This window comes from Candidatus Hartigia pinicola (assembly GCA_020541205.1).
GTDB lineage: Bacteria > Pseudomonadota > Gammaproteobacteria > Enterobacterales > Enterobacteriaceae > Hartigia > Hartigia pinicola.
The window spans coordinates 180,883-205,622 of record CP048208.1; the positions used below are offsets into that span (position 1 = coordinate 180,883).

General features: G+C 23.0%; 5 protein-coding genes. 3 read left to right on the forward strand and 2 right to left on the reverse strand.

From position 1 onward, the window contains the following. Positions 1-23: 23 nt before the first annotated feature. Both rnc and era read left to right on the forward strand, forming a co-directional pair. A complete protein-coding gene (gene rnc, locus GFV14_RS00425; RefSeq protein WP_457914388.1) occupies positions 24-704 on the forward strand; it encodes a ribonuclease III in 681 nt (226 codons plus the stop codon). Further along, a complete protein-coding gene (era, locus tag GFV14_RS00430) occupies positions 701-1,609 on the forward strand; it encodes a GTPase Era (RefSeq protein WP_457914389.1) in 909 nt (302 codons plus the stop codon). The genes rnc and era overlap by 4 nt, the downstream gene beginning before the upstream one ends. Before the next feature lie 9,277 nt (positions 1,610-10,886). Here the strand turns inward: era and sixA are convergent. Next, positions 10,887-11,351, reverse strand: coding sequence for a phosphohistidine phosphatase SixA (gene sixA / locus GFV14_RS00435; protein ID WP_457914390.1), 465 nt, complete (start codon positions 11,349-11,351; stop codon positions 10,887-10,889). A gap of 2,934 nt (positions 11,352-14,285) precedes the next feature. On the opposite strand from sixA, the gene fabB reads away from it, so the two are divergent. Then, positions 14,286-15,500: a beta-ketoacyl-ACP synthase I gene (gene fabB, locus GFV14_RS00440; RefSeq protein ID WP_457914391.1), complete on the forward strand. Its 1,215-nt coding sequence runs from the start codon at positions 14,286-14,288 to the stop codon at positions 15,498-15,500. A 5,255-nt stretch (positions 15,501-20,755) separates the two neighbouring features. Here fabB and GFV14_RS00445 read toward each other — a convergent pair. Next, the gene (locus tag GFV14_RS00445) at positions 20,756-21,358 is read right to left on the reverse strand and encodes a peroxiredoxin C (protein WP_457914392.1); all 603 of its coding nucleotides are present in this window, start codon (positions 21,356-21,358) and stop codon (positions 20,756-20,758) included. Positions 21,359-24,740 lie beyond the last annotated feature (3,382 nt).

Below are 24,740 nucleotides of genomic sequence, written 5' to 3' on the forward strand. Positions count from 1 at the left end.
TTAGAAAAAATAGTTTGGCTCACATGAATCCTTATTTACTTAAAAAAGTACAACGTAAAATTGGCTATGATTTTAATCAATATGAGTTATTGATTAAGGCTCTTACACACCGTAGCGCAAGCAGCCAACATAATGAACGTTTAGAATTTCTAGGGGATGCTATTTTAAATTTTGTAATTGCAAATGACTTATATTACCGATTTCCTACAGCGGATGAAGGAGATCTTAGTCGTATGAGAGCCACTCTTGTGCGTGGAAATACGTTGGTAGAACTTGCTCGTGAATTTGAACTTGGTGAATCTTTATATTTAGGGCCAGGAGAATTTAAAAGTGGTGGTTTCCGTCGTGAATCTATACTCGCTAATACAGTAGAAGCATTGATTGGTAGCATTTTTCTTGATAGTAATATTCAAGTCATAGAAAAAATTATTCTTGATTGGTATCATACTAGGTTGGATAATATTAGTCTGAGTAACAAGCAAAAAGATCCAAAGACAAGATTACAAGAATATTTACAAGGGAAGCATATACCTTTACCTAACTACATAATAGTACAGGTTCGCGGTGAAGCTCATGATCAAGAATTTACGATTCACTGCGAGATTAGTGGTATAGATCAATTAATTGATGGTGTAGGTTCAAGTCGCCGTAAAGCTGAACAAGCCTCAGCAGAGCAAGCATTAAAAATTCTGGAGATTGAATGAGTCAAAAACAACCCCATTGTGGTTTTGTGGCTATTGTTGGTCGACCAAATGTGGGTAAATCAACCTTGCTAAACCAAATATTGAAGAAGAAAATATCAATTACGTCTAAAAAGCCTCAAACAACTCGTCATTGTATTATAGGGATTCATACTGAAGATGAATACCAAATTATTTATATTGATACTCCAGGACTACAGATTAAAGAAAGATGGGCTATAAATTTTTTGATGAATAAAGTAGGATTTAGCTTTATTAATGATGTAGAGTTAGTTATTTTTGTTGTTGAAGGTGTAAGGTGGAATGATGATGATCAAATTGTTCTTAATACAGTAAAAAGTTTTCATTGTCCTGTAATTTTAGCAATTAATAAAATTGATAATATTTCTGATAAAACTGTTCTTTTACCTTATATTAGTTTTCTAAACAAAAAAATGAATTTTTTTAATATCCTTCTAATGAGCGCAGAAAAATATAAAGGTATTGATATGATTAGCAAAATAGTTAGACGGCATATTCCAGAAGCTAATCATTATTTTCCCAATAATTATACCACTGATCATTCACAACGTTTTATGGCATCAGAAATTATTCGTGAAAAGCTAATGCGTTTTTTAGGTGATGAACTACCTTATTGTGTAGTAGTTAAAATTAAACAGTTAAAAATGATAAAGCAAGGTATTTTTTATATTAATGCTTTAATTTTAGTTAAACGTGCAAGTCAAAAAAAAATAATAATAGGTAATAAAGGCACAAAACTTAAAAAAATTGGAACAGAAGCACGTATTGATATAGAAATATTATTTGATGCCAAAGTATATCTTGCACTTTGGGTTAAGGTTACATCTGGGTGGGTAGATGACGAAGCAACATCACCTGACTTAGATTATATTAATAATTTAAAATAATAAGTAAAATAATAATTTATTAAAATGTTAGTGTTTTACTTCAATTTTAGCCTTATACTAAGAAGTTTAAGTAAAGGCAATATTATTTTTTAGAAAAATTATTTCAAGATCATATTATGACAAAACGTAAATTTAATTTTATACTTTATTAAATTAATTTAAATAGTTCAGGATAGCACTTTGTGTCTTAATATGTTTTACGTATATTATTAATGGTATATAAATGGTTCTTTGTTATTTTAAGTGATTATATTATTTTACTTCTTTCTTTGTTAATTAAAAAATGCTGTAAAAAGCTTGATTAATTTTAAATGAGTTTTATCATATAATTTCAGTGAATACTTTTAATTATTATAAATTACTTAGTATCTGTTTTAAATATAATTTTATATTAAAATAATAAACCATTACAGGACTGACAGTGCTTGCAAATAGTACAGAAGATTAAACTATTTTCCATTAGAGAAAAATGTTAATACTTCTGAAGAGTTAATGTATGTACGGTATTTTGTGTACTATTATGTATCCTCATGAGTTTTTCTAGTGGGAAAAAGTACTATAGTCATGTTTTAAAAAAGTAGAATATCTGATATTTATGTAGATGCTAGAAATATTTACAGACAGAAATAGTCTTCAATGTGTTTATTGTATATTAAAGTTATGTTCTGTTTTTGAATCAGATTAAAAACATCTTAGTATGAGGTGGTAAATCTTGCTAAATATAATACAATTTATTTTATACAATTGTAGTATAAACATACATTATGTTACGCAAAAAGTACTTTAATAGTTTATATTTTATATAAAAATTAATTTGATAAATAATGTCTATATTATCAATATAATATTGATATGTAGAAAATTTTCAAATATTATTTTTTATATATTAAAAAATTTCAAAATAGTAAAGCATAAGAAACTGACGTATTGTAGTGTGATGCTTTAGCATGTGTTTGTCAAATATACATATGACAAACAAGAATAAAATTAAAAAATTTAGAAGGATTATGTAAGATACTGACACATCTAATTTTAGTGTATCAACTGAATATCTATTATTTGACAGTTATTTAGAAAAGCTAATTAATTACCTCTTATGACTTAAACAGTTTTCTATTATTGTAATCTTATCATTATGTTAATGATAAGATTACAATAATATCTTTTTTTTGATAAAATGAAAACGTAAATTTAATATTTACTACAATTTAACCAAGTATAGTTGGTTAAAGTATATTTTAGTTTGTAAATAGAATTTCATGAAGTGTAAAAATAAATGTTGATTTTTAGTATATAAAAGTATTCTTTTAAAAGAAGTCAAGAAATTTCAATCACGTACCTGTAAAAAATTTAAAAGAATTAATTATTTTATTAGTCTCACAAAATACTAAAAAACGTTTACTGACTGATATTTTGAACATTAACTCTAAGCATAAATTTGATGTATTCTTATTTTCACTATCGTTTTTTTCATTATATTAATTTAGTTTAAAAACTCAGATGGAATTAAAACGATTTTATAAAAGTATAGCTAGTATACATATATATTTCAAACCTGTTTATCGTTCTGCTAGAATACAATGTCTTATAACACAATTCTAATGGAATTTAAATTAGTTAAGTATTATTCTTTAATATCTAGGTTATTCAGAGAGTTGTGTAGTTATATTAATTAAAAAGTATGTGAATTATTTAGTCGATCTATTGATAAGTTTATATCCTAAAGCATGATAAGTAAAACTTACTAGTAGTAAATTTTAAAATGTATTTGTAAAGATGGTCACATAATATGTTTTTTAGAAAGAATAAAATAATATTTTAAGTGTTATCCTTGATGTTGTTATCATTAAAATAAGATACAAGGAAAAATTTTAATAAATAAAGTAGAACGATGCAAAACTACATTTTATCTTCAAATGTATGGTAGAATTGAGTGATAAGCTTATTGTATTTTATTTATTGTTACTAGCAGCGTTAGTGTAGATTGTGGAGTAAATTAAATTTAGATAATCATTATGGTTATTTATTTACTTATATTAAATAAATGATTATATCACTCATAGTAATTAGATCAAGATAATTAGTAAAAAATATATACCGTAATTTATTAAATATACACTAGGAGTATTGAGGGATAATGTAGCATATAAAAAACGTTCTGAATAATATTATTATGTGCTATTATGTTAAAGTAAAGTTTAAAAATGCTAGTACATGAAGTCAAGAGATAATTACTGTAATAGCCAAGCTTTCCTGTCATTTAATCACTTATATTAATACTCAATTAAAACTAAGTTATCAGTCTTACTTAATGTGTATCAAACGCACTGTGCTTATGACTAGTCATAGTTTAATTAGTTGATTATATTAATTTTTATCATTTTTCTATTTTTTTAATGATAGATAAAAAACACTGGATTACAATGTGAATAATCTGATATCCTAAAATATAGGGTTAGATCCATTTTTAACAAAAAGATTATTTAGTAATGTAAGAGGTGAATCTGCAGTGTTATACATTATTTAATGTCGCAAAATTTTTGATTTATATCCTGGAATCTTATAATTAGTACTAGTTTTCTTAATTATAATGCATTAACGATCATTAAAGTAAGATTGATATTCTGATCAATTTTAACAAAAATTTTTCTCATTATATTTGAGTATTCTTTCTAGAAGGTTGTGCTCTATTTTTGATAAAATGATTTCACACTAATAAATTATATCAGCTATTTTTGTTTAAAATACAACTCAGGGAGAATATATCAGTAAATAATGACTATTTCGAATACACGAAAGTTAATATAAAAATTTAGATATCTCTATTATGTACTAGTATTTATATTTTCATTACTGAGAAATACGGTTTTAATTTTATTAAACTATATATTGATTCATCTTACTACTGTAGGCTGTTCTTTGAACTGTAAAAGATATAAATGATTATATTTCAAAGTATTAGATGAAATTTTTGAAGAAAATATTCAATAATATGAAAACTAAACTCATCTCTAGGTACGGATATAAATGAATTTTCATTCATATATAATATATAAAAATATAGCGTATAAAATCATGAATATTTAATAAAAAATTATTATTTTCAAAAATTCAAATATATTTCAGTTGATTTCATATTGCTCACAATAATTAATTTTTATGTAGATGATCAATAGAAATAACTCAAGAAAAATTTATTAAATCAATAATTTATAGTGTAGTACTTAATTTTATATTATCATTCATTTTAAAATTATAAGTATATACGTTTTATTACTAATCATGTGAGCTTAATAGTCAATAATCAATAGTTTTAGATATGTGATGTCGATCAGTTATGTTTTTTTAAATTATCTTCTATTTTTTAAATAACAGAAGTTTTATTAACTGTTTTTTATTTTAAATATCATTTATCATAAGTACATAATATTTTCTTGTAAAATGGGTTCATGAGGTAGTAAATTAATTTCTGAACTACATTAATATACATTCTTTGAAATTTATTTTTATATCATAATTTATAATTTTATTATGATGATATATAAATTTTTATTTCAAGATTTCTTATATGAGTTGGCTAAAATAAAATTTTTAAATCTAATTATTAGTTTTATGTAAATTTTAAATTTACTAACTCTAAAGAATGAGTAATTAATTATAGATTAACCTTTATGATAACTAAAAAAAATTTCTAAATTTATTTAGATTGCAGATGTTTACAAGGTTTTTTGTTCAACTGATATGTTTTACTTATTTTCGAGTATGTACTTATAGAAATAATTTTATGAAAAGTTATAGAAACTTTCAGTTAGTTACTATAAGTAAACTGCAAGAAAAAAATAGTTGTATATATTTATTATTAATAAAAATAGTTGATTTTTCTATTTGAATTTTATTTTTTTACCATTTCATGAGGAAAATGAATAGTAGTTGTATATATATGATATATAGTTAGTTGTTATTGACAAAATACAATTTATTATCTTCAAACGATAGATTTTAATAATATAATATGTAAATTAACATATTTTCAGTAAAAAATAAGTTATTGCATTTTATTTTTAATAAGTTATTTAATGATACATTATTATTAATTAAAAATTCACTTTTCTAGGAATATATCAGTATGTTATTATTTTTGTACAATAGAGTTTTGTTCTTAATATTAATATAATTAATATGATTTTCATGTACTTAAAAGATTATACACTTGATGTTGATTAAATATATTAGCATTATATCATTTTTTTTAATAAAGGTCTTAGACAAAGGAGAATTATTTGCGTACCTAGTTTTAAAAGTTATTTTTTAGTAAGATTTTATTATAATAGTGAGCATTGTAATATATTTATAAATCTCTAAAATTTTAAACGAAATATAATACATTACTTTTAATATAAATACTATTTTTTAGTATTCCTTATACTATTAGCAATAGAAATTATTTACAAATATTTAAATCAGGAAAAATATTTTCTTCTGGTTAGTATTGCCAAAATATTAAGATTCTGTAGGTAAAATAGTTTTAGTATTTGTTATAACAAGATCTGAGTATTATAAGTGTTTTTGCAATCAACTTAGTATTAAAAAATTACCATTATACATTTAATATGATGGAGTGTGATTAACTGAAGGAAAAATTAAAGATTTTTTTAGTTGATTCTGTTCTACTGATCTAGTGAAGTGTATGTAACAATTTATGCCAACTAAAATAATACCGTTCATGGAAGAAAATACATATAACGCAAAAATCACAACAATAATCTTTTTTATTTTTTTATAGTGTAATTTAAAAACATATAAAAAGTATAGCGTAATGCTTATTATAAATAAATTGAATATTATTGTATATATTAATGACATTAGTAATGGGTCAACATGTTTCTATTTTATGTAGTATAATATTTTAATATAAAAGTTTCTTCTAAGAGTTTTCATAAAAATTTTTTCATGTTTCCTGAATATTTTTCTATAATGATGATTTTTTAATTTTCGCATGTCTATTGCAAGATTGTAATCTTATTCACTATATAATAATCACCGTATCAATTGATGTTTAACTGTTTGTATATATATTAGATTCTTTACTGCATTAGGTGATTTTGTATTTTTTAATAAAATGTTTATACGTCGTATATAATTTATTATAAAGAAATGTTGAGTCTATTATTCAAATGTAATTATTTTATGCATTTTATCATTACGACATATTGTTACCGTAGAATGTTTTTCTGGACATTTTTCTATATATTAAATACGTATTATAAATAAGCTGAAAATACATATGTCTTCATAAAGTAATGGTAAAGAAAAGTGGTTGTACTCTTGCATATTCTTAAAATCAATTACTAATATTAGTTACTCTTAGTATTTTCTTAAAAAATGCTAGATATTGCTATTGAACACATTACAAATATAGTGAAGACTTTTAAAGTAAATATTAAAAAGTATAGTTAATAGAATTTGTGTTAAGATGATCTTTAGAATTTCATAAAAATTTGTGTGATTATTAATGAAAATAAGTTTTTAGTACTAAGTTTTAACTAAATAAAATACTACAACGTCAAGTTAATAGTAGTTTATTTTTACCTTTAAAATAATATTATAATTAATATAATGTTGTATACTATTAATAAATTTTAATTGATATTTTAGCATTTAAAAGATGAATTCCTATAGTATTTTAAAAAAAAGTGTTTTATATCTTCAAATTATTATACGAAGAATACATTATTCAATTTTAATTATTTAATTTTACATGCATAGTTCAAGAACTAAAACTTGTTAATGTTCTGCTATGTTAATGTTTCTTTCATTGTTTTATTGTTTATTTGTATTTTATGAATATGAGAGACACATGCATAGCTGTTTTGTAATTTTATCAGATGTTTGGATAAATAGATGATCTTAATGAATGTTAATGTGTTTTATGTCGTCAGAATTATTATAAAATTTCAAATTTCTTTTAAGATATTAATAAGTTTTAATTAGAATCGCGCTTTTAATAGCTTCACTAACTAAAATTATGATATTAATATCGCTTAATCTCCCTGAAATGAAGTATGATGAAGAGTTTATTTTAAACGTGTATATCTCTATCAGAGTTATCAAGGCTAAAAATATGGTGGTGAATGCTAATCTTGTATTTTAATTTAAATAATTTTTTATCAGATAAGCTAGAGTCGTTATTCAAATAATAATGAAAGATGATGAAATATGTCCCAATAATTTTGGGATAAATAAAAATGACATTATTATAACTTCACGAAGATAATGTTTTATTAAAGACAAAGTTAATATTTTCACTAAAAAAGATAATGCAAAGATTATATTATTAGTTAATTCACTTAAAATACAGTAAATATAAAAGATTATTGAGTATTTATTTGCATAATAAAACATAATAACTTCTAGATTAAACAATTGAAGATAAATATTAAAATATTGGTTACTAATTTTTTATTTAGTTGTGTTTTTAGCTTTTTAAATATGTCATTGATAGCTACACACTGTAGATCATATTAAAAGTATGTCATACATTATGTTTTATAACCTGAATGATTTTAAGAGTATACAATACATATATTCTCAAATTTTGCATGCCTATAATCGTTGCCTTATAATAAAAGATTTACGTATATAAGTAATATTTTATATAAATCACAATAATCTAAGAAAATTCTTCTGTCCATGGTATGAGCAGTGGTTATCGAAATGATATGCGATAGACTTTTAATCACTATCTACAGATAGTGTTTAAGACGAGAAATTTTATATATGAATCATAGTGTGTTGAAGTAGGGTATGATTTTACTTATAGTATTTTCTAATTAATAATTATGATAGTGATGTGAATTTTGTGATTAATCTTAATATAAATTGTATGAATTAATTTTTAAAAGCTATTTAAAAAAACCTAGAGTGATTTGTAATAATTTTAAAATTTAATATAGTCTGTATACGTATTTTTCTGGAACATAGCTTCGGAGAAGAATAGGAAAGGAAATGAATTATAAAATATATAGTAGTGAAAATTTTATACATTAATTTCATGGTTAGTATGTAGTCTTCAAATATTGCAAATAGGTATTTATTTATTCACAATATGTTATTGATCTTACGATTGTAAGTCGATATATCATATCGATAGATATATATAAAAAGAATTACGTTAATAACAAATGTTAAATAGGTTTTAGAGATTTTTTTATTTTCTTGAAAAAAGTCAATAAATCTTGAGAAATATTTGAAATAAAAATTAAATAATAAAGTAGATTATTAAAATCTCTAGTTTTAGAGAAAAGATAAAACCTTTATATAATATTTTTTGATCGTAAAATCACAACATGTATCTTACATTTACTTAACGACATAACTATTGCTATGATATATTTTATTAATGTATTTAGGATACTTTAGAGAGTTTTTAGTTATCTTGCAAAAAAAATAATATAAACATGTTCTAAGCGTATAGACACGTTAATAGTTATTTTCAAAATACAAATTATATACGTACATTCTTACAATGCTTACATCGCTAATTATTGATTTATAAAATATGGACAGGAAAACTTTATAGCTTTGATCTTAGAAAGATATCAATAAGCATTGCATTATTTGTAACTAGATATTTTAAAATATAATTATATTTTATTTAGGCGCGGTACATTATTAGATCACTGGAAATTATAACCGGATAATAAGGTGCTAATATTTTTGTAGAGAGTATTAAACCTTATTTACTAGTAATAATTTATGGTGAGGGGAATAAAAACTCAAAAGACCAACATATACAGTGAGTTTTATTTTGAGGACCGTTGTCGTAAGCAGTATACAATTAATTTTATTGTCGTTGATCATTATGATAAATTAGAAAACGTAGTTTACATGAACTAAATTTAAGTAATGATAATGATTATGTATTTATCGATGACTACTTTGGTCGTAATGTTTTATATTTATTATGCTAGGTGAATATATAAATATATTTACTTCGGGATTACATTAAAGTTACAACAATAAACTCAGAATATTTGTATTCATTGAGAAAATCTTGAAATATTTTTATAAAACTTTACAGTTTTTAGTGAAAAACTTGGAATGAAAATATAACAGTTCGATCAAGATGACGGAAAAATCTTAGTGGTTATTTAATTCTCTGTATTAATCACTATTCAACACCGAAAGATTAGTGTGATAGAAAATTAGTGTGCTTTAGGTAGTTTATTATTTATTTGATTAATAGTTCAATAAATAACTTACGATCCATTCTTATTGAAGAATGTTGATAATAATATATTTATTTTTTATAAAATATTTAACAAACCAATGTTTTAATTTTTATGAAGAGGTGTATGAAATTTTAACTTGAAAAATATACAACAATTTAACACCATGGGAATAATATTATTTTTAGTATGCTGTGTTCACTGAAATTAACTAAGAGTGTATTAAATGATTGAGTGCTGATTAGAGTATAGAGCACTATATAAAATATTTGATATATATTGTTTAAGGGTATCTATATGTCAGTCTTCTACCTAAAAAGTCTTATGTTTATTAAAATTTTATTGCCTAAGATTACTGGCTATGGTAAATTTTTATTTAAAATATATATAATAATTATGTATAACATATTTTGAATAATATTTTTATAAATAAAGAGATAACAATTAGTTTTAAAAATAAATACAATTACACAAATAATATTTATAAAAAATTAAAAATAGATTAAAAAACAATATTTCCTAAAATAAGCTTTGATAGATAATTATTCGCATAAATTTACGATCAGTTAAATAAAAATATAAGTAGAACAAGTTATGTATAACATTGTACTATTTAGAATATTTACATTTAAGAATGTTTCAGACAAAGGTCGAATATATTATTTAATATCTTGGTTGTAAGTTTATGAAGTCAAAATTTTTTGTGTGATCATATTGAAAAATTTTTTCTTAATGTATATTATTTAATATGCATACTATAAAAATAAGAATGAAAATTTATTGGTGCTTATAAAAAATCAATAGTGTATTTGTGTTATTACATGATCTATGGATACTGCTAATATTTTTTAAAAAATTAATGTAATTTTAGTGTATTCCATACCCCCATGCTATGGTTTTTATTCCGTGAAAAAAATTGGAATCATCTTTAATGACTTGTTTTAAATAAAATACAGAAATATGAGAGGTGTAGTTGATTATAAATGAGTAGTAGGTAAATTTTAAAACCATTCTTAATCTTCTAAATTCTATATATTTAATATCAATAATTAAAATGGGTGAAGTATCCAGTTAAAACAGGCTTTATGATGGTGAGTATATAATTGAATACATGCAATTGAAGATGTATGAAATATTAGAGGTGTTTCATCTGGACAAAGTGTCAAGAATAAATAGTGAATTAGTGGTAAATGTGATATAATCAATACTGAATTAGTACCCATAATAGTTAAATTTAATATGTGATTAGCAGCAGATTTTGCGTTTCCAGTAGGTGTTAATATATCCATCACTTCAACTTTTGCTGGAATATAAAGATTTTCGAGGATTACTTGTAAGGTTTGCTGTGCACGCAGATAAGGGCTAACAAGTATTTTTTCAACTGTAGATATTTGTTGTTGTAGTTTCTTGATTACTAAGATTGCATCATTTTTCCCTTTTTTTGTTAACACTCTTTCCATATCGTTATTAGCTCTCAATACAGCATCACCATGACGCATAATATAAATTTTCATAATTTATCCTTAAAATTTTTTAAATACTATTATATTATTATTTTTGTTAAAATTATATCTTTTAACTTGTTTAATGATTAAATCTTTTCAATTTTAAAATAATAACAGTATCTTTTAAAGAGGTTGTTGTTTTTTATAGAAGCATGCAATCATAATTTCCTTTTGTCTTAAAATATTTTCTACTATAAAAGATAGATTATTAACAACTTATTTAATTTTTTAAACGTAATGATTTATATTATTTTATCTAAATTAATAACGTGTAAAATAATAATACAATATTAATTAAAATATATTTTAGTAAATTGAACTATTATTATATAATAGCTAAATATAGAGTAACCCTTAAAAATGTGATATATTAAGTATTCTAGCTTTACTTTATATTCTGAAAATTAGTTTTTAGTAGAATAAGATTCTCTAAAATATTTCTAATAAAACTGCTGTATAAGTGATTTTAAAATTCTTAGAAAGAAAAATCTTAGTTAGTTGTATGTTAATATAAGCGTAATGTTAATATTATCTTTCAGCATGTTGACGCGTAAACAATTGAAAATGCAGCTATGACTTATGAAAAAATATATAGTAGTAGTAAAAATGTTTTTAGCATCACATTATATACTAGTTATAGATATTAAAATATTATCTATGCAACTGCAGTTATAATAAGGACTATTAAAAAAAAGAAAAAACAAAAATGTTTAATTGCTTTCGTTTTTAAAAATTATTTTTGTGTGAAATATATATTAGTTTATTATAGTTATATAAATAAATATTTTTCTAGGACGTGTCATATATTAAGTTCGTTTCAAATAGCATAATGTAGCGAACTTTAATACTATAAATATGACTCCTCAATATTAGATCAGAAAAACTGAGTTAAGTTAATTAAAATATAGCTTACTATAGCAAATGTATGAGAAGTGCTTGAAGTTTTCTTTTTGTTTATTAAAATAGCGCTTATTATTTTTCTATAATGTATAGAATAATGTTGAATAAGCTTTTAAATGTATTGAGACAATATTTTAATAAAAAATTAACATGGATTTAACACCGTATATCTTTGAGTTAAATATTGATGTAATATACTTTTTTTCTTAATGAATTAACAGCAGGTTTCTGTCATTTATTTAGTTTCATTAAAAACAGTTACTGTAATTTTTCTTTTTAATATATAATCGATATACTATAAAAAAATAAAAATTGTTCAAGTTTAAAGTGTGAATTATTATCCACTGTGATATTTCAGTTTTTTAAACTCTGATGGTTGTATGAATATTTTTCATAGCAAGTGTCATAATAAATCATGAAGATCAGATCAAGATAGTTAAGTTAAAATTATTTTTTATGTTAAAGTGTTGTATTGTATTAGGACACTTCTTAAAAAAAGTAAAAAGCAAGTTATTAATTTTTTATTTTTTTATTTAAAAGTATACCTATAAAATATCAGAAATACTATAATCTGAATAGAATTTTATAATTAAGTAGTTTTATTGAGTGCTCCGTGAGTTACCTGAAGTAAGCATGCTCATTCTTTTGTTATTATGAATATTGTTACGTAATGTAATATTTTTACTTAAAGTAAAACTGAATATTATCTTAATTAAGAAGTGGAGCGAGTTTAGATAGTTTAGTTATTTCTAGATAATTATTAATTAGCTCATGATAGTGAACATAATCATGATGAACATTAAAGATTATTAAATGATTTGTTATTGATACTCTCCAGTAAAAAAACTTTAGCCTGGAGACTAAAATATAGTATCATTTTCTGTTATTTTAAATAAATTTTAAAATTCTATATGATGGTTAATATAAATTGCATATTTAAGTGCATCTATTGATCATAGGAGATCTGGTTTATTTAAAAAATATACTAAAATAATATCATCCATTATCATACGCGATGACTGGTAAATGCGAAGACTTTATAGATTTTAAAAATTTATTTAGTCATTTTTATCTTGTAAGTGCTACATTATTTTTTTAATGATAGGTTTATGAGCATACTCAGGTTCAATGGATTTTGTATTTTATTAAAATATTTTGTAGAAATATTTCATTTCTGAATGAATGTTTTTTACATAGGGGGGGAACCAGCTTATTATTAATAGAAATTCATCTAACTAGCTCATATAAATAGAAAAATTTTTATTTACGTCTGAATCTATTATTTTAGTCAATAGATGTTAAATATTTATAATATAGCTAATTTTTCTACACATACCTCTATTTTATAAAGTAACTTATTGCTAAGTTAAAATAATTATTTATTAATATCTCAATATTATAAATTAAAAATTATTTCCTTAATGATTGGAATAAGGTATTTTTTATTACTACATAATATTTGAAATAACTATTTCATGCTAATTATTAATAATAAAATCGATTTAAAACAATCTTAGTTAACTACTTTAAAATCTTTTTGGATTAATATGTATCTCAAATCTAATCAAGTTTGGAAACTTTAATGCTGACTGAAAGTGATTCAGTTAAAAATTTTAAAAAATTACCCATAACGTAAAAATATCAAAACGATATTAAAAATTATTTTAATAATACAACTTTTAAATATATAAGAAATATATCGTATAAAGTAGTAGTATTTTAAACAATACGTACCCTTACTTTTTTTATTTCTGTTAATTACAAAATAAACATTATTTAATTATTTTAATAGCGTTTATTTTCATAATTTTAGTTAAGGTTACTAATATTTATTGCTAATTTTATACTTTTCCTTATCTACTATCTATCTTTATAGAATATTAGTACTAAGTAGCAGTTAAACCTCGTATTATGTAAAACTCATATTGATTAACACAATAAAAGTGCACATCTTGATCCCGAACGGACTTGTTCAGCCTATAAGTGTAAGCTAAAGTGTTAGCTGTAATTTTTTTGATTATATTATAAACTAAGAGGTAATAAATGAAACGTGCAGTTATCACTGGCCTGGGTATTATTTCTAGTATAGGTAACAGTCAGGAAGAAGTAATAACTTCTCTTAGGGAAGGTCGTTCTGGTATCACTTTCTCAGAGGAATTTAAAAAAGCAGGTTTGCGTAGTCACGTTTGGGGTAATATAGTAATAAATACTAGCAATCAGATTGATCGTAAAATACGTCGTTTTATGAGTGATTGTTCAGTTTACGCTTATCTCTCTATGAAACAGGCAATTAGTGATTCAAATTTAACAGATGAGCACATTTCTAATCTGCGTACTGGTTTAGTTGTAGGTTCTGGTGGAGGTTCTCCACGTAATCAAGTAGCAGGTTCTGATGGTATGCGCGAAAAAGGCCTGCGTGGCGTAGGTCCTTATATGGTTACTCGTGCGATGGCATCAGGTATTTCTGCTTGCTTAGCAGCGCCATTTAAAATTAAAGGTGTTAACTATTCAATTAGTTCTGCATGTTCAACCTCTGCACACTGCATTGGTCATGCTGTAGAATTAATTCAATTAGATAAACAAGATCTTGTATTTGCAGGTGGTGGTGAAGAACTCAGTTGGGAGATGAGCTGTGAGTTTGATGCTATGGGTGCATTATCAACAAAGTATAATAATATACCTACTAAAGCATCAAGAACCTATGATAATGACCGTGATGGTTTTGTGATTTCGGGTGGTGGAGGTATTGTTGTTGTTGAAGAGCTCAAGCATGCATTAGCTCGTGGTGCACATATTTATGCAGAAGTTATTGGTTATGGTGCAACATCTGATGGTGCAGATATGGTTATACCCTCAGGTGAGGGAGCTGTTCGTTGTATGAAAATGGCGATGCAGGGTATTAATGATAAAATTGATTATATTAATGCACATGGGACTTCTACGCCTATAGGTGATACAAAAGAGTTACAAGCTATTCAATTACTTTTTGAGAATGACTTACCCGCTATTTCTTCAACAAAATCAATGAGTGGCCATTCATTAGGTGCGGCAGGTGTTCAAGAGGTTATTTATAGCTTACTAATGTTAGAGCACGGTTTTATTGCACCTAGTATTAATGTTGAAAATTTGGATGAAAAAGCTGTAGGGTTGAATATTGTGACAAAAACAACTGAGCAAGTATTGAAAACTGTTATGTCAAATAGCTTTGGTTTTGGCGGTACTAATGCAACATTAGTGATGAGTAAATATAAAAATTAATTTACAATATTATTGCTAATAAAAAATAGTAACCTTGATTAAAGTAGCACCCAATAATTAGATATTCAGTTATTGGGTTGTTTTATACTTAATAAAGTTAATGGTGAACATTTATCATATTGAACGCTAAAATAAAAATCTTTCAGGAAGTGATATTAAAAATATTAGATATGTTCGTAGTGCATTTTTTCTTAATTTAAAGTTGATTCTCTTTATCGAATAAAGGGTTTATTTAATTATCTTATTTAAAGGTAATAATTTATTTATTATAAAATCATGCAAAAAATTACAATTTACTCTATGGAGTTATTAGGTTACGTTCATAGCACAAGTTTTTCTTATATTTGTCTTATCATGAAATTAATATAATATGCTAGCACTAAACTTAGATGTTTTTAGAAAAATGATATTTTATATTATACTATTAAATGATTACATTCAATATAACTTCTAGAATATGATTCTACTTTCCTTTAGATGCTCCTCTCTAAATTATTCTTCGAATATCTGAAAATCTATTAAAGACTTTTAACAATCATCTCGAATCTGATTGAAATAAATTAATTTAATAAGTTTGATTGTATCGTCTATTGTTAGACGTTTAGTAAAACATTAACATCTTTTAATGCAAAATAAATTTTAGTATGACTATCATTGACTAAAAAGATCTTATAAATTATTTAGCTTTGTTACAATCAATCTATTTATATCATCAAACTTTATCTTGATGGCTCATATTAGGACTGATTATTAAATAACAATAAATTTATAAATCTTTGTCAGACTAAATATAACGTTTGATACTGATGTATATTTTATACTGCAATAATTTTACCTATTATTTTATATCCGTTATACAAATTTAAAAGATAAATCATCATAGATAATTTGAATAATATTCAATAATTATAAATAATATTATAACAGTGTTATTAATAAAATAGTGTTGTCAAATATATGTTTGATTATAAAAAACACGTAGTAATATATAAAATAATATTTATTTTCGTTGAAAAATTGAATTTTAGTAAATATAATTGTTTTTGTAGGAATAAAAAAATTAATCTTGAAAAGAATTTTTAATAAGGAAAAATAAGAAAGTAATCTATTTAATACTTTAAAATTAGTATCATCCACCCTTGAAAAGTTTTTTCGTTATTTAGATAACTTAAAATTTAAACGTATATATTCAATATGTTTTACTGTGAGTATGAGTATTAAAAATTTTATGTAAGATATCGAGACAACTTTGAAAGCAGTAAACATTATCAGCTCAATTAGTATCATAGGTTATCAGTGCAAATATGATAATAATTATGGTGAGGCTGCAGATTAAAAGATTTTAAAAAATTTTAATTTTACTAAAATAACTCAGTATCATGACTTGTTGTTTATGAATTTTCTAAGAAAATATTTCAAGCATGCTTATTATAAAATATATAAATTAATTTTTGTTGTATCATTGTATTGATATATTAAAGTTTAGAAATTCTGAACTTATTTCAGCTGTATTAATTAATTATTACGTCAACATAAGTCAATAAAAGTATTAACTTAATCATTAATGTAATTATAATCTATTTAGTGCTAAAATTATTACATTCTCAGATATAATTTTCTACACGTAGAAAGTTAACTGGGTATGAAAATATAAATTGATGTTTATATATAATTGCATTACATTACTGTATGTTAAATTTATTATGTTTTTATTCATCTGTGTCTTACTGAAGACGCTAGGTTATTGTATTTAGAAAATATTAAGTAAATTATCATCGTCTTTGTTTTTCTTGTAAAGACGCTATTATAATATTTTAACACACATTACATTAAATAGATTTTTTTTGGAAGATGCACGTTAAAAATTCATTAAATAGTAATAATTTTTACTAAAGTTCAAGATAGGTTTTTAAAGAGTTTTTGAATTATGTTTGGAATTCGTCAAATCTTGTTGCAAAAGTTGAAATTTTAATATAGAAAGAACCTATAATTATAGAATAAAATCTCAAGTGTCACAAGATAAGTGATATATATCATGCTTGCTAAATTCATTACTTGATATATTATTCAGTGTAACTTAAAGAATTTTAAGTAACAGTTATTCTTTTTAATTAATTATCGACACTTATTATTATGTTAATGATAATTAGTTATATTTCAACAATAATTTTATTAAAAGTATGTTATTATTTTTTTGTATATTTCAAAATAATTTTTCCTAATTTTTTAGGACCATAATAGAGAGTATGAATTTTATAATTTAGTAATAATTTGTTACATAAATGATAAACTCTTGATATTAGTTTTTTATATGTAAAATATTTAAAGAAAATCAAGAATGATTATTGAGATATTTTGAGATTAAATAATATGATATTAAATTTGCTTAAGTCATATCGTTCTGATAATTGAGAAATAATTTTTAAGAAGTATTCTAGAGTAACTTCTTTTTTTCTTTAAATAGAAAAATTCAGTTACTGATTGATAATCATAAGCATGATAATAAAAATTATAATCAGAGATAATTTTAATTATAAAGTAGTATATTAGTATAAATTTATAATAAAGCTACTGATTTAATGATTCCTTACTGAGTTATAATTGAAATATATTCATATTCTGTATTACAAGAATTTAAGTCGAATTGAGTTTTAATGAGGAAACATTTTTAATATAGTATCTGAATGTTCAAAAGTGTTAATTTTAAATAAATTACAGGTATATATGCTTATTAATGAATATTTTCTCGATAAATGTAGTGATACACAATTTGTGTATGCAAGGGAAATTTTATCTTAATAAACGCGTCGATATTATTAATATTAATACAGTACAATGCATTAATATTATTTAAAAACTCCATTCACTATGATGATAAATAAGTTTATTTATTAGATTTATAGAAAAGTATTTAAATGAAGGTGAATGCAGTAGGTTAGTCTAAAGGATAATATTTCATAATTTGTATGTTACTTAAAAACAATTAAAATACGAATTAAATATAATAAAACAATCTCTAGACAATAATGCTATTATTTTTAATTTTAACGTTTTTTTAGCTTAATTATATCCTCGTAGTAGGAACTAAGATTTTATAATTTTATATACTTTTAATTTTTTTAAAATTAATTAAAGTGAGATATATAAATCTAATACAATCATTTTTATTTTATTTATTTATAAAAAGTCTTCTGAACTTAGAAAATGTATAATAATAAGTGTTATAATATATTGTGGTATAGTAATTTTTTTTAAAAATACATACTGAATTCTGAATGATTCTTAAAAGAGAATGTAGATTTATATATTGAAAAACTTTTAGTTATAGTAGGATAAGATGAAATTGTTTGTCTAAACCATTTTTATTCTCAGGGTGCAGTATCTAAATATTAAAGTGTAAACAAGTTTAAAATTGTATATTCAGGTGAATTCAGTTATGAAAATTTTATTTATTCTAAGAATAAGCAGTATCTTAATTTCATGCATACATATTTTTCTGGACTAGAGTTGATATTGCTAACTTAGCGAAGATTATTTTATTTATATTGGTAATATACCACTAGAAACAGTATATGATATAAACATATCTGACTATCTTAATAGCTAATTCTTTGAAGACAAGTATTATTCTTTAGAACTTTATTATTGTATTAATTTTAATCAATTGATCATTAATGGAACAGTTTATTTGGAATTAGTAAATGGAAAATTGTTCACTAATTATAGTATTTAATATTATACAATGAGTGTGTATTATTTACAATGAAATCGTTGATTGGTAGAGTTTAATAATATCAACTATATCTTAATATATAACAGTCACTTGTGTAACTGTTATTATTTATCTAGAAAATTGTCAGAATATAAGATTTGGTCTGAATATTTTTATTGCAATGTTAGTAAAGAATATAATTTTATTAGAATCTAACTTTAAAAATCTTGCTGAAACTGATTGTGTTTTTACACTACTGAATAATAATTAAAGTTACAATATATTGAGTATAACTATTTTGTCCACCATATTACAAAAGTAGTTATTATAAATTTAATAATTTTATCAATAGTGTATCGTTTTAGTTGTAGAGGAAGATACTCTTTACCAAAAGCATTTAGATACCAATTAATGATAGATTATTAATAAGTAGTACAAGGAGAGCGAAAGAGAAAAATAGCTCGTTTGGAATTATTTTATATATCTTATAAAAATAACAAAATCTACTAATACTGATATAATGAAAAAATGTTTTAAAAGTAAATTTTTTAAGCATTCACATTTTATAAATCTTTAAGAAATGTGAATGTTTATAAATTGCATTGTGTATTTTGAATTTTTTAATAGATCTTACGTTATATTGGCCAATGTCTTTTTAGTGATTTTTTTGAAAAAAGTATTGTGTGTAACAATGCAAAAGTATTGTAATACACTATTTGAGAAGTAGAAATCAATTTATTGTAGTAAAGATATAAAACGTGATTAATAAAATTCATATTAGATTTTAGAACGTTAATAATGCTTTAATACATTGTTGATATATAAAGTGTTTATAGCATTAATAAAAGTCAGTACAATTTCTAAAAATTATGAGTGAAGTCAAAAATTTTCAAAATTTAATAATATTTTACTATAAGAACGCTGTATCGGTTAATTTGATCAGTTTTCCGTAATAATAGGAAAATATATAAATAAACAGTCTCTGTATGACTGTTTATATCAAAATACCTGCACTGCTATAAGATATCTTTATTAGATAGCGTTGAGATGATTAAAAATTTTTTATTTTTGATATGTTCTATAGCACATTCAATTATTGAGATCAGAAAATTTACTGCATATATATTCATGTAAGATCTTTTAAGTATGTTAACTCGTTGAACGTTGCTTTCGTTGTCCTGAACATTTGACTATATAAAAAAACGATGAAAGTTATTTAAATACCTATCTTTTATTAATTTAACTTTTTTCTTTTTTTATCTAAAAAGAGAACATGTTATTGGGGTAAAATTAATAAAATATAATGATATGTTAAAATAACTTTGATGTTTCAAAAAGTGAAAGATAAATATTTTAATAAAAATCAGAATCCGTTAAATATTTGATATTTATTAGAAAGTTTCTAGTGAACCACTATCTAAATAGATCAAGAAAAGGAAACTAATCAATAAGTCAATGATTGATATAAAGAATTATTGAAAATAAAATAGCCGACACAAGATGTGTATCTTATGTCGGCAGATTAAAAAAGTAAAAGTTCTAATTATAAAGTAGCTGCATTTTTTGTGAGGAATTTAGCAATACCTTGAGGAGAGGCATTAATAGCTTCTTTACCTTTTTCCCACTGAGCAGGACAAACATCACCATACTCTTCGTAAAATTGTAGCGCGTCTACCATCCTCAACATTTCATCGATATTACGACCCAGTGGTAAGTCATTAACAACTTGGTGACGAATAATGCCGGTCTTATCAATGAGGAAAGAAGCGCGCAGAGCAACACCTAGTTCTGGGTGTTCGATACCATAAGATTTAATAATTTCACGTTTAATATCAGCAACCATTGGATATTGAACTACACTAATACCACCGTGATCTATCGGAGTGTTACGCCATGCATTGTGAACAAATTGCGAGTCAAGAGAGACGCCTACAATTTTAACATTGCGTTTTTTAAATTCTTTATAACGATGATTAAACGCGATTAATTCTGAAGGACATACAAAAGTGAAATTCATCGGCCAGAAAAAAATTACACCTGGTTGACCGTGTAAATAGTTTTTGAAATTAAAATTATCAACAATTTCACCGTTACTTAAAACAGCAGAGGCAGTAAAGTCAGGCGCGTGACGCGTTACTAGAACCATGATTAATTCCTATAAGTTTAAAATAAAAATACGAAAATTGACAATGTGATGCTTCTCATATTGAGAGTTAGATAAGAGTTCTTACTGTAATGATTCGACTTATGTATTGATTAAATACTATATGCGTCTTAATATTGTAAGATTATATATTATAGCATGCTAGAAACTAATAAAACACTTTATCTAATGGTTAGAGATATAAATATCATCATAGCTATAGTATTTTGTGTATGAATTTTAAGTATATGATTGATCCACGTTAATTAATATACTTTATCTTTCATATAATAGAAAGATTAATGATGTTTTATATTATATATTAAAAAAATAACTTATAATTGATAATGTGTCTATAATTCAACTGATGTTAAAGTTTATTTAAATTTTGTCAAAGTTAATTATTTCTATGCAGCATTCTGAAAACAAAAAAAATTTTATAATAGTGACATAGGTAAAATATTTCAAGAAATCTTCATTTCTGTTTTCTAGAAAAATAAGAGCGTATATATGCCGATATATATGTATATTAGGTAATTTTATATTTTTATGCTCTGTAAATATTAGATAATGTTATTTTGAGTAACTTTTTAAGAAGAGTATTTAATATTATTAATCTTAAACTTTATAAGATAAGTAATAAAAAGATTGTTAAGTTTGTGAAAATAATAGTGAAAATAAAATGACATTCCATTCAGGGTTTATTTTAGAAAGTTTACAAGTAGTTTGTAATTATTTATCTGTAAAGTTTGAGAATATAAATATGTACCCTAAAATACTAATATTAATCAAATATTTACAATATTCATTTGCTCTCTAGCGTTGATTACTTTATTAGTGAAAATATTTCAGAATATAGAAATATAATGAGAAGTTTTTTAAATACTAATCTGTAGTTTATATATCTGCATTTATTGCTTGGATATTATTAAAAAAGATTTTTAATAAGATACAAGATAAATAAACGCATCTGAGAATAAGCTATATGCTTATCAATATAAACGTATCTAAAAAAATAGTTTATCACATACCATGTATCTTAGTATGTTTTATTGTTTTTTATGGGTCATAAAACAATAACAATAGTTACTGAGATATATAAACTATGGAGTTATGTTATAATTTATAACGCATATTGAACCGCTACTTATAAGTAGTATTATTGATCAATAATTTAGTAAAGAGTTATTTAATAAAATCTAAAATAATATTTCAGTATATTAAATTTTGGATAATTATTATTAAGTATTAGATATAGTCAATAACTATATTGATATGAGAAGTCATAGCATGGGATTGATAAAATGTTTTATTAGCAAGGAATATTATACAAAACTGTAAAGATTAGAGATTTTAATAGTGTAGACGAAAAAAATCAGAACATATTTCATTGTTATACTTTAAGTAAACGAACAATAATCTTTTTATTGATATTATGATCCATGTTCAGTAGATCACAATTGATATAGATGAATATTTTTAAAGATAATTAATAATTTTATCTAATTAATTTTATCAATGATATTGAGATATTTAGTTTTAAAATTTTGTTAAGGTGATATTTATTGATCTTTTGTATTTTAATTTCTCTTTTTTTGAATGATATATCATATAATATTCATAATATCAAGAAATATTGCTGTTCGAGTCTTCTTTTTTGTTAACCTTATGTAGATATTCAACATATAGCTGATGTATATTTAGCTGACTATCCTTTTTAGATATAGCTTTTAAGTTATTATGACTTATGTAGAAATAAGTAACTAAATCAATATGATCATTCTAAAATTATAGATCTAACTCTTGAGAAATTTGGTTGGTTATTGTGAATAATAATCAAATAAAATTGAAATTCTTTTCTCAAGTATATTGAAGATAAAGAATCAATGTGTGCTTATTTTATCTTTTTAATGTAGTGTTGATTATAGTTTTTATATGCAGGTATAAAAATTTTTCTAATAAATAGCATTTTATTTATTTTATGATTATTTTTAAATTTTATTACGTAGATTATATGATATCTTGTGTATTACTGTAAATAAATTTAATATTACTGCATTTAAACATATGCACTTGGTAATAGAATAATTTTTTGTAATTTAGATTTTGATAATCATATTTAAGTTTTGAATACTATAGAGACTATACTAAACAATTTAATAGTATCTCAGTAACGAAAGGAATATTTGATATTATCATGTGACACGTCATTGAATTTTAATTATATGTAACTGTGTTCTAATTGTATATAGTAAATTAATTGAGTTAAGAATAGCTACACTTATAGTGTACAGTATTAGAAGTATGTTTTAACATTAATTGTAATGAGTTAAGGAAGAAATAAAAATTTAAAATGTTTTTTAGTCATTTGTTAAGAAACTAATTTTATTATTTAGGTTTATGATAAGTTATTTTATAAATATATTTATTTTGATGGAAACGTTTTTATTTTATAATAATGACATTACTCAATGAAAATACAATATTAATATATAAAAAGATTATCTTTTTAGTTTTAGTTGTACATTATATTTTAATATATTGTTTTTTGATAAATATGTAATCATATTGTTACAGTCGTGCAATATCATTAGGAATAATCTGTCGTTATTGCGCTATCTTATTTATATTATGACATATTGTGTATTAGGTAAAATGTTTTAAGTTTAACATATTAATTAGTATAACTCTTAAATGAGTTCATATTTTTTACGTATTAATTAGTTTTTTTTATTTTTAATATTAAACATTTATAATATCTAATATCTAATAAAATTTATATTCTTACTATATCACTAACTTAGTTTTTAGTTTTTTAAAGTGATTTACACGTATTTCTACTCTTTTATGATAAAACATACATGAGTATTTGAAACGAATATTTTATTTTATTGTTAAGTTAATTTTGAAAGATTAGGCAGATTGTATTCTATGCAATTATTACAGAAGAGCAAAAATTATTTAATAAAAAATTATAAATTTATAACGTGTATTAATATATCTAGAAATATAATAATCTTCTAAAAACATTAAAACAAGCGTTACTTTAGTCATTATTTTGAATTATTTTGGCAGAAAATATCAGGAAATTATACAGATAACTTAAGCATTCAATTTAATACAACAAGTATATCGTGTAAGGAAAATTTATTGTTTGATAAAATTACAGAAAGTTTTCTTTGAAGTGATTTAATAGTGTTAATATTTTATTAATATGAAAAGTTAATAACTGAAATGTTATTTTAAATATATAAAACAATTAAGTGAAGTGATTTGTTGATACTGTAAAATTTGTGAGAATTATAAATATTTTATCTAATATTATTCATTTATCTATATTTTATAGAAATTAAAAAACTTATTTATTAATTTAATGATATATTTT